This is a genomic window from Pseudomonas sp. AL03 (assembly GCF_029960815.1).
GTDB lineage: Bacteria > Pseudomonadota > Gammaproteobacteria > Pseudomonadales > Pseudomonadaceae > Aquipseudomonas.
In genome coordinates this window covers 1-10,239 of record NZ_JASBRE010000054.1, presented here as the reverse complement: position 1 = coordinate 10,239, position 10,239 = coordinate 1, and the positions used below count along the sequence as shown (strand labels likewise).

The following is a 10,239-nucleotide window of genomic DNA, read 5'->3' as shown; positions in this document are numbered from 1 at the left end:
CCTCTCTCGTTGGAATCAGGGTCAACATACAAGGAGCGAGGCTTGCCCGCGAAGAGGCCATCAGCCGCGCTCGAGAACTACCGCTCGTGCAGCGCTTCAGCCCGCGCCCGAATAATCGGTTTCAGCAAATAGCTCAGCACGGTCTTTTTGCCGGTGATGATGTCTACCGAAGCCACCATCCCCGGGATGATCAGCAACGGCTTTTCATCCGTCCCCAAGTGGCTGCGATCAGTACGCAGTTTGATGATGTAGTAGGTGGTTTTCTTGTCTTCGTCGGTGAGGGTGTCGGCACCAATCTGCTCAAGCCTGGCTTTGAGCCCACCATAAATGGTGTAGTCATACGCCGTGAACTTCACCGTCGCTTCTTGCCCCGGATGCAGGAACGCGATGTCTTGCGGGCGAACTTTCGCCTCTACCAGCAAGGTGTCGTCCAGCGGCACGATTTCCACCAGGTCGCTGCCCGGCTGGATCACGCCACCAATGGTGTTCACCAGCAATTTGTTGACGATACCGCGCACCGGCGATGTCACCAGCGTCCGGCTGACCCGGTCTTCCAGCGCCTTGCCAGTGGCCTGGGCCTTGTTCAGATCAGTGCGTGCTTCATTGAGTTGAGTCAGTGCTTCGCTGCGGAACTTGCCGCGAGTCTCGTCGATCTTGCGCTGCACTTCCTTGATCGCCGATTGGGCGCGAGGAATGGCCAGGGTGGTCGCGTCCAGTTGCCCGCGGGTTTCAACCTCGGCGCGCTTGAGTCGCAGCACTTCAACCGGCGATACCGCGCCCTGGGCCACCAACGGCTCGGACATGTCGATTTCCTGACGCTGCAACGCGAGGCCGTTACGGTACTGCGACTGCTTGGAGGTGAACTCGCGCAGCTCTTGCTGACGCTGGATCAACTGCTCCGCCAAACCACCAATCTCATCGTGCAGTTGCTGACGGCGACTGATGTACAGCGACTCCTCGCTGGCCGCCTGACCAGGTACGGCCTTCAGCACGTCAGCGGGGAAATTCAGCGGACGGTCATCGACTTCCGCGCTCAAGCGCTCTACTCGCAGTAGCATCGACAGCCGATCGGCTTCGGTTTCGCCGACGTTGGAGGCGAATCGCGTGTCGTCCAGGCGAATCAGCGGCGCGCCGGCCTCGACGATCTGCCCTTCGGTCACGAACAACTCGGAGACGATACCGCCCTCAAGGTTCTGGATTTTCTGGATCTTCGACGACGGAATCGCCTTGCCGTCGCCCTTGGTGACTTCGTCGATCACGGCGAAGTTGGCCCAGAGCATCAGGAACACGAAGAAGCCGATGATTGCCCAGATGGTCAGCCGCACCACGCGTGGGGCGTCTTCGATCAGCGCTTTATTGACCTCGGGAAGTGGCTGGCCATGCAGCGACTCGGAGCCTTTGAAATAACGGCCGATCGAATTCTTGAAACCCGACTTAAGCAACACTGATCTGCCCCTTCTTCAACGCTTCCATTACAGCGGCTTTCGGGCCGTCGGCGAGAATCTGCCCGCGGTCGATGACGATCAGCCGATCCACCAGCGACAACAGCGAAGCCCGGTGCGTCACCAGCACCACGGTCTTGTTTTCAATCACCGCCGCGAGGCGTTGCTTGAGGCGTTCTTCACCCGTGTTGTCCATGGCGCTGGTCGGTTCGTCGAGCAGCAGGATCGGCGGGTTGAGCAGCAACGCACGGGCCAGGGCAACGTTCTGGCGCTGACCGCCAGACAGGTTCTGCCCACGCTCGCCGACTTGCAGCTCATAACCTTGCGGGTGCAGACGGACAAATTCGTGGACGCCGGCCAACTCGGCAGCTTGCAGCACCATTTCGTCTTCTACATAGCGCGCACCCGACACCAGGTTGTCGCGCAGGGTCCCGGCGAGCAGCTGGATGTCCTGAGCCACGTAACCGATGTTGTGGCGCAATTCGCTGACGTCGATCTGGCGGATGTCGACGCCATCCACCAACAGCGCGCCGTCGTCCGGCTGGTAGAGGCCTACGAGCAATTTGGCCAGGGAGCTTTTACCCGAGCCGCTGCGACCGATAATGCCGATCTTCTCGCCAGGCTTGATGATCAGGTTGATGTTCTTCAGCGCTGCGTTCTGTTGGTTCGGGTAAGTGAAGTTCATCTGCCGGCACTCAATGGCGCCTTGCAGGACCTTGCGGCTCAGTGGACGCTCCTCGAAGTTGCGCTCTTGCGGCAGCTCCATCATCTGATCGACCGAGGTCATGGTCACCCGCGCTTGCTGGTAGCGGGTCAGCAGGCCAGACAGCGAGGCCAGCGGGCTGAGGGCGCGGCCGCTGAGCATGTAGCAGGCGATCAAACCGCCCATGCTCAGGTGACCGTCGATGATCTGGTACACGCCGAAGACGATCATGATCACCCCGGCCAGTTGCTGGATCAGCAAGGTGATGTTCATCGCCAGACCGGAGAGCATTTTCACCCGCAACTCGAGGCGGCTGAGGGTGCCGATGGTCTGCTCCCACTGATACTGGCGTTCGCTTTCGGCATTGTTGACCTTCACTGCATCAAGGCCGGCGAGGGTTTCGATCAGGCTCGACTGACGCTCGGCGCCCAGGGCCATGGTCCGTTCCATGGTCGCCACCAGCGGTTTCTGCAGCGCATAGCCAATCAGCAAGGCAATCGGGAACGCCAGCACCGGAATCCACACCAGATGCCCGCCGAGAATCGCGATGACCATGAAGATCAGCAGCGTAAAAGGCAGGTCGATCAGGCTGGTGAGGGTCAGTGAGGCGAGGAAGTCCCGCAGGCTCTGAAACTCATGGATGTTCTGGGCAAAGCTGCCGACCCGTGCCGGGCGGTACTTCATGGCCATACCGACGATGCGCTCGAACAACGTGGCCGAGATGATCAGGTCGGTTTTCTTCCCCGCCAAGTCCAGACAGAGGCTGCGCAGGCTCTTGAGGATCAGGTCGAACAGGTAAGCCCCGGTGATACCGATGGCCAACACCCACAGGGTCGATTCGGCCTGGTTCGGCACGACGCGGTCGTAAACGTTCATCACGAACAGCGGCGCGGCCATGGCAATGATGTTGATCAGGAAGCTGGCGGCGATGGCGTCGGCGTACAGCCAGCGCGAACGCTTGAGGGTGTCGCGGAACCACGAGCGCGCACGCGGGATCAGCGTGCCGTGATTGACGTCGAATTTGTGCTGGGGTTGAGCGAAGAACACTTTGCCGATGTAGTCATCGGCCAGCAGCTCGCGGCTGACAACGCTTTCGCCGCCATCGCTTTCGCTGAGCAGCAGCCGCGCCTGGTCGTCACCTAGCCAACCGAGCAGGACGGCACTGCGGCCATCCTTGAGCAGCAACAGTGCCGGCATGGCAATCGCCGGGATCTGCTCCAGTTTGCGTACCAGCACCCGCCCTTGCAGACCGGCGCGAGCGGCCGCGCGGGGTAGCAGTTCAACACTCAGACGCTGCTTGGGCAACGGCAGGCCGGTGGTCAACATCGCGGCGCTGGCCGGTTTCTGATGCAGGGTGCAGAGGGCCAGCAAGCCGTCCAGTAACGGATCGTCGTGCAGCGCGCGTGGATCATGACTGAGTTGAACTCGACTGACTTCTGATTCCACGCTCGGCACTCTTGGCTAACAATTGAACAATGAAGGTTCTGCTCAATTCATACCGGGCAGTTGAACCTTCGGCTTCACGTCGTTTTGCACAACGGATGCCAACGGTGCGACCACTCCCTGGCTCTTGAGCAACTCGCCCATGGTCGCCTTGATTCGGTACTGAGTAAATAACTGAATGTTTTTGATCTCCGCCAGGCGACGAGAAGCCGAGAACAGCTCGTTTTCGCTGTCGAGCAGGTCGAGCAACGTGCGCTCGCCGAGACCGAACTGCTTCTGATAGGCGGTGCGCACGCGGGTGCTGTGATCGACATATTGCTGGGCGATCGGCACTTGGGCATTGGCGTTGTTCAAGGCGTTCCAGGCCAGACCCAGCTCTTCGTTCAACACGCGCAAGGCGTTGTTGCGAATATCCAGTGCCTGGTTGGACAGGTAGGACTTGGATTCCAGATCAGCCTTGTTACTGCCGCCGGCATACAGATTGAAGCGCATGCGCAACATGGCCTGCCATTCATTGCTGTGACCGTTCTGGCCGTCGAGATCGTTGTCGGCACTGCGACCCAATTCGGCATCGAAGCGCGGGTAGAAGCTCGACTTGGCGGCTGCGTACTGTTTCTCGGCAGCGGCAATGTCAGACTCGGCGGAACGCAGGATCGGGCTGTTTTCCAGCATCTGCGCCCGGGCTTCATTGAGGTTGGCCGGCAACAGCGCCATGAAATCGGCAGGACGCTCCAGCTGATCGGGCATCTGGCCGACGGCGCTGAGGAAGTTGGTCTCGGCGTCGGCCAGGTTGGTCTGCTCGGTGATCAGGTTGTTGCGGGCCTGAGCCATACGCGCTTCGGCCTGATCGAGGTCGGCGCCGCTGCCCACGCCGCGCTGGGTGCGCAGTTTGATCTGGTCGAAAATCCGTTCGTGGCTCTTCAGGTTGTCGGTCGCCAGGCGCACGAACTCACGGCGGGTCAGTACATCGAGATACACCTGCGCGACGGTGAGCGCAGTGCGTTCGGACGTGCCCAACAAAGAATAAGCGCGGGAGTTAACGGTGGCTTGTTGACGCCCCACTTCACTCGACGTCGCAAAACCGTCAAAAACCATTTGCGACAACCGCACACTCGACTCGCTGCGGTTCAGGGTTTCCCAGTGATTGTTGTTGCCGGCAGCACGCGTGGTGACGCTGTCAGTGCCTTCGCGACCATAACCGCCCAGCAGATCGACCCGTGGCAGGTATCCACCTTTTGCTGCCTTTAACTGATAATCCGCGGCCAATCGACTGTTAACGCCTGCCTGGATTTCCGGATGGACATCCAGTGCCTGTTGCATGGCCTCCGGAAGGGTCTGCGCCTGAACAAAACTGGCGGCTACGGCGAAGGGTAAAGCCTTGAGCAGGTGCAAGCGCATTATTGAAGTTTCCCGGAATTGCTTGTCTTGAATCACTGCAGATGGTGCCGCTGCATCGGATGATGACAACTGGAATGACCGTATGTCGGAAAGTTGAATGTTGGAACTGAATCACACTCTGCGAGAGCGGTCGGCGCCGAAATATCAATGTGACATTACAGAGGCGAGTGTTTAGGATGACAGGCGCAAGGTCAATAGTTTGGCATAAAGTTTATAGCGAAAAAATACAGCCAATTTATTGACGAATAACCGCGTCAAAGTTGTGCCTCTAATATCTTGAAAGTACATCCAGACTGAACGCGATCAACCGCTCTCAGGTCCATGGACGTCTACTGAATGTGACACCCGGAGAGTCTTCAATGAGCAGTGTTGTGGCCATCGTCAAAAGCATTGTCGGTCAGGTTTTCGCTGTGTCCCCAGAGGGCGTGCGCCGCGTACTCGTTGAAGGCGATCGGTTGTTTGTCGGCGATCAGGTAGACACCGGTGCGGCTGGCGCCATTACGCTCGAACTGGCTGACGGCCGGACCCTGGACCTGGGCCGCGACACTCAATGGAGCGGCAGCGATTCGGATTCCAGCACTGACCTTGCACAAGCCACTGCACAAGCCGCGCCATCGGTTGAAGAGCTGCAGCAAGCCATCGTTGCCGGCGCCGACCCGACCACCGATCTTGAAGCCACCGCGGCCGGCCCGACGGCTGCCGGCACGGGCGGCGCGGCAGGTGGCGGCCACAGCGTTGTGATGCTGGACGCAACCGCTGGCCGGGTCGACCCGACCATTGGTTTCCCGACTGCGGGCATCGGCACTGCCGCTTTGGCTGCACAGAACACCATCGGCGGCCAGACTGCCGATACCAGCGCCAACGTGCAGCGCGAGTCGACCCTGGCCTTGAGCGCCACGCCGACCATCACCGAGGCCGGTGGTGTGCTGGTTTACACCGCGACGCTGAGCCAGGCTCCGCTGACGGACCTGATCATCACGTTATCCAACGGCTCGGTGATCGTGATCCAGGCCGGTCAGTTGACCGGTACCGTCAACGTCCCGCTCGCGCCAAACGACACCGTCTATAACGATCCGACCCAGATCGACGTGACCGTCACCGGCACCACGGGTGGCAGCGGCATCATCGTCACCCCGCCGACGACCCCGGCCGTGACCCAGGTCACTGACACCGTTGATACCTCCACGGTCACCTTGACCGCCGGCGCCAACGTTACCGAAAGCGGCCAGATCACCTACACCGCGACCTTGACCAACCCGGCCCAGACGCCGGTCACCATTACGTTGTCCAACGGCTCGATCATCACCATCGACGCCGGTAACACAACCGGCAGCGTGAACGTGCCGACACCGGTCAACGATGCCTATAACAACGGCAGCACGGTCACCACCACCATTACCGGTGCCACCGGCGGCAACTTTGAAAACCTGGTGCCAAACCCGGCCCCGGCCGTGACCACCATTACCGATTCGCCGGACACCACCACCGTCACGCTGACGGCGGGTTCGACGGTCACCGAAGGCGGCCAGATCACTTACACCGCCACCCTGACCAACCCGTCTCAAACACCGGTCACTGTCACCCTGTCCAACGGCTCGACCATCACCATCGAAGCCGGCAAAACCACCGGCACCGTGAACGTCGACACCCCGGCCAATGACGTTTATCAGAACGGCAGCACCGTTAGCACCACGATCACCGGCGCCACCGGCGGCAATTTCGAGAACCTGGTGCCGAGCACCGCGCCAGCGGTCACCACCATTACCGACTCGGCCGACAACACTGGCTTGAGCCTGACTGCCACGGGTACCGTCGTCGAAGGCGGCCAGATCACCTATACCGCGACACTGACCAACCCGGCGGGCACGCCGATGACTGTGACCTTGAGCAATGGCTCGGTCATCACCATCGAAGCGGGCAAGACCACCGGCAGTGTGACCGTCGATACCGCCGCCAATGACGTCTACAACAATGGCAGCACCGTCAGCACCACCATCACCGGAACCAGCGGCGGCAATTTCGAGCAGCTCACCCCGAGCATCGAGCCGGCGCAGACCACTATCACCGATTCGAAAGACAACACTGGCCTGAGCCTTACCGCCACCGGCACCGTCGTCGAAGGCGGCCAGATCACCTATACCGCGACACTGACCAACCCGGCGGGCACGCCAGTCACCGTGACCCTTTCGAACGGCGCAGTCATCACCATTGCTGCCGACGCGACCACTGGCAGCGTGACCGTCGACACCGCAGCCAATGACGTTTACAACAATGGCAGCACCGTCAGCACCACCATCACCGGAACCACCGGCGGTAATTTCGAGCAGTTGACCCCGAGCACCGAGCCGGCGCTGACCACCATTACCGACTCCAAGGATGAGACCGGCCTGAGCCTGTCGGCGTCCACCGAAGTGGCCGAGGGCGGTCAGATTGTATACACCGCGACCCTGACCAATCCGGCCGGCACGCCAGTCACCGTGACCCTTTCGAACGGCGCGGTCATCACCATTGCTGCCGACGCGACCACTGGCAGCGTGAGCGTCCCGGCACCGGCCGATGACGTCTACAAGGACGCCGGCAAAGTTGAAGCGACCATCAAGGACGCCACGGGCGGCAACTTTGAGAACCTGGTCACCAACCCGGCGGCTGCGGTCACCGAAGTGACTGACACGATCAATACGTCGACAGTCAGCCTGACGGCCAATATCACTGTGGCCGAAGGCGGCACCGTGGTTTACACCGCGTCCGTCACCGCGCCAGTGACCGGTTCGCCGGTTGTCGTGACCTTGTCCAACGGTCAAACCATCACCATTGCGGTGGGTTCGAGCAGCGCCAGCGTGAACTTTGTTGCGCCAAACGATGCCCTCGCCGGCGGCGGCTCTTTGAGCGTCAAAATCAACGACGCCAAGGGTGGCAATTACGAGAAGCTGGAAGTCGACGGCAAGCCTGCGAATACCTCGGTGACGGATTCTGCCGACACCACGACTATCAGCCTCAGCGCGACTGAGTCGGTCGCCGAAGGCGGTTCGATTGTTTACACCGCGAACCTGACAAACGCTGCTGGCACGCCAGTGACCGTCACCCTGAGCAACGGCGCGGTGATCACCATCGCCGCCGGCGCCAACAGCGGTTCCGTGACCGTCGCCGCCCCCGCCGATGACGTCTACAAAGACGCCGGAAAAGTCCAAGCCACCATCAAGGACGCCACGGGCGGCAACTTTGAAAACCTGGTCAAAGACCCGGCTGCGGCCGTCACCACCGTCACCGACACCCTCGACACTTCGGCGGTCACCCTGACCGCCACCAGCAGCGTGGCCGAAGGCGGCACCGTGGTTTACACCGCCTCTGTCGGCGCACCGGTCACCGGCTCGCCGGTTGTTGTGACCTTGTCCAACGGTCAGACCATCACCATTGGCATTGGCAAAAGCAGCGGCACGGTCAATGCCGTGGTCTCTAACGATGTGCTCAGCGGCCATGCGCCGTTGACCAATTCGATCACGAAAGTCAGCGGCGGCAACTACGAAAACCTGGTCGCCGATAAAACCTCGGTCAGCACCAGCGTGACCGACACCGTCGACACCACCACCCTGTCGCTTAGCGCCACTGGCAACGTCAAAGAAGGTGGCCAGATCACCTACACCGCCACCCTGACCCATGCGGCCGGCACCCCAGTGACCGTGACGTTGAGCAACGGCGCGACCATCACCATCGATGCCGGTAAAACCACCGGCACCGTGAAAGTCGACGCACCGAAAGACGACGTCTACAAGGACGCCGGCAAACTGGAAGTCACCATCAAGGACGCCGCGGGCGGCAACTTTGAAAACCTGGTCACCAGCCCGACCCCGGCCGTGACCAACGTCGCCGACACAATCAACACGACGCACCTGACGCTCAGCGCTGAAAAAACTGTACTTGAAGGCTCGCACATCACCTACACCGCGACCCTCACCAACGCCGCGCAAACGCCGGTGACCGTCAAGCTGAGCAACGGCGAGACCATCACCATCGACGCCGGCAAAACCAGCGGTTCGGTCACCATCGCGGCGCCAAGCGATGACGTCTACAAAGATGCCGGCAAACTCACCGTAAAAATGACTGATGCCAGCGGTGGCAACTTCGAAAAACTCGACATCAGCAAGGCGTCAGTAAGCACCACCGTCAAAGACACGGTCGACACGACGTCCCTGTCCCTGTCGGCCAGCCACACCGTCAGCGAAGGTGGCCAGATCACCTACACCGCCACCCTGAACAACCCGACAGACACGGCCATGACCGTGAAGTTGAGCAATGGCGCAGCGATCAACATCGCCGCTGGCGCCACCACCGGTTCGGTCAACTTCGCCGCTCCGGCGAACAGCCCGTACATCGACGGCGGCAAAGTTCAGGCTACGATCGCCAGCCAGAGCGGCGGCAACTTCGAAAAAGTCGTCGTCAATCATTCGCCGGCGGTCACCACGGTCACCGATTCTGCCGACACCACTGGCCTGAGCCTGAGCGCCACCGGTTCGGTCGCCGAGGGTGGTTCGATCGTCTACACCGCGACCCTGACCAATGCCGCTGGCACCGCCATGACCGTGACGTTGAACAACGGTGCGGTGATCCACATTGCCAAGGGCGCCACCACCGGTTCGGTGAACTTCGCCGCACCCAAGGATGACGTCTACAAAGACGCCGGAAAAGTTGAAGCCAGCATCACCAAGACCACCGGCGGCAACTTCGAAAACCTGGTGGCCGACAAGACCCCAGCGGTTACCGACGTGACCGACACCCTCAATACGTCGACAGTCAGTCTGACGGCCAACAGCACTGTGGCTGAAGGCGGCACCGTGGTGTACACCGCTTCGGTCAACGCGCCAGTGACCGGTTCGCCGGTTGTCGTGGCCTTGTCCAACGGCCAAACCATTACCATTCCGGTCGGCGCCAGCAGCGCCAGCGTGAAATTCACCGCACCGAACGACGCACTGGCTGGCGGCGGTTCGCTGAGCGTGAAAATCGACGGCACCACCGGTGGCAACTACGAAAACCTGGTGGCGAATCAAACCCCGGCAGTCACTTCGGTGACCGACGTTAAAGACACCACCACCCTGAGCCTGAGCGCTACGGATTCGGTAGCGGAAGGCGGTTCGATTGTCTACTCCGCGACGCTGACCAACGCCGCCGGCACACCGGTCACCGTGACTCTTTCGAACGGCGCAGTGATCACCATCGCCGCCAACGCTACCAGCGGCTCCGTCACCGTCAAGGCACCTG

General features: G+C 60.9%; 4 protein-coding genes. 1 reads left to right on the top strand and 3 read right to left on the bottom strand.

Features of this window, described 5'->3' with window-relative positions:
• Positions 1-77 precede the first annotated feature (77 nt).
• From QK293_RS27035 to QK293_RS27025, 3 genes are read right to left on the bottom strand one after another with little or no spacing between them, the layout of a single operon-like run.
• On the bottom strand, positions 78-1,445 hold the full coding sequence (locus QK293_RS27035; protein ID WP_282383317.1) for an HlyD family type I secretion periplasmic adaptor subunit: 1,368 nt from the start codon (positions 1,443-1,445) through the stop codon (positions 78-80).
• Positions 1,435-3,591, bottom strand: coding sequence for a type I secretion system permease/ATPase (locus tag QK293_RS27030; protein ID WP_282383314.1), 2,157 nt, complete (start codon positions 3,589-3,591; stop codon positions 1,435-1,437). The genes QK293_RS27035 and QK293_RS27030 overlap by 11 nt, the downstream gene beginning before the upstream one ends.
• A 42-nt stretch (positions 3,592-3,633) precedes the next feature.
• On the bottom strand, positions 3,634-4,986 hold the full coding sequence (locus tag QK293_RS27025; RefSeq protein WP_282383313.1) for a TolC family outer membrane protein: 1,353 nt from the start codon (positions 4,984-4,986) through the stop codon (positions 3,634-3,636).
• A gap of 359 nt (positions 4,987-5,345) precedes the next feature.
• Between QK293_RS27025 and QK293_RS27020 the strand changes: the two genes are divergently transcribed.
• On the top strand, positions 5,346-10,239 hold a 4,894-nt coding region (locus QK293_RS27020; RefSeq protein WP_282383311.1), incomplete at its 3' end, for a retention module-containing protein.

Excerpts from the sequence above, each read along its gene's own strand:
- QK293_RS27025 (WP_282383313.1), bottom strand. The coding sequence starts at position 4,986 with ATGCGCTTGCACCTGCTCAAGGCTTTACCCTTCGCCGTAGCCGCCAGT.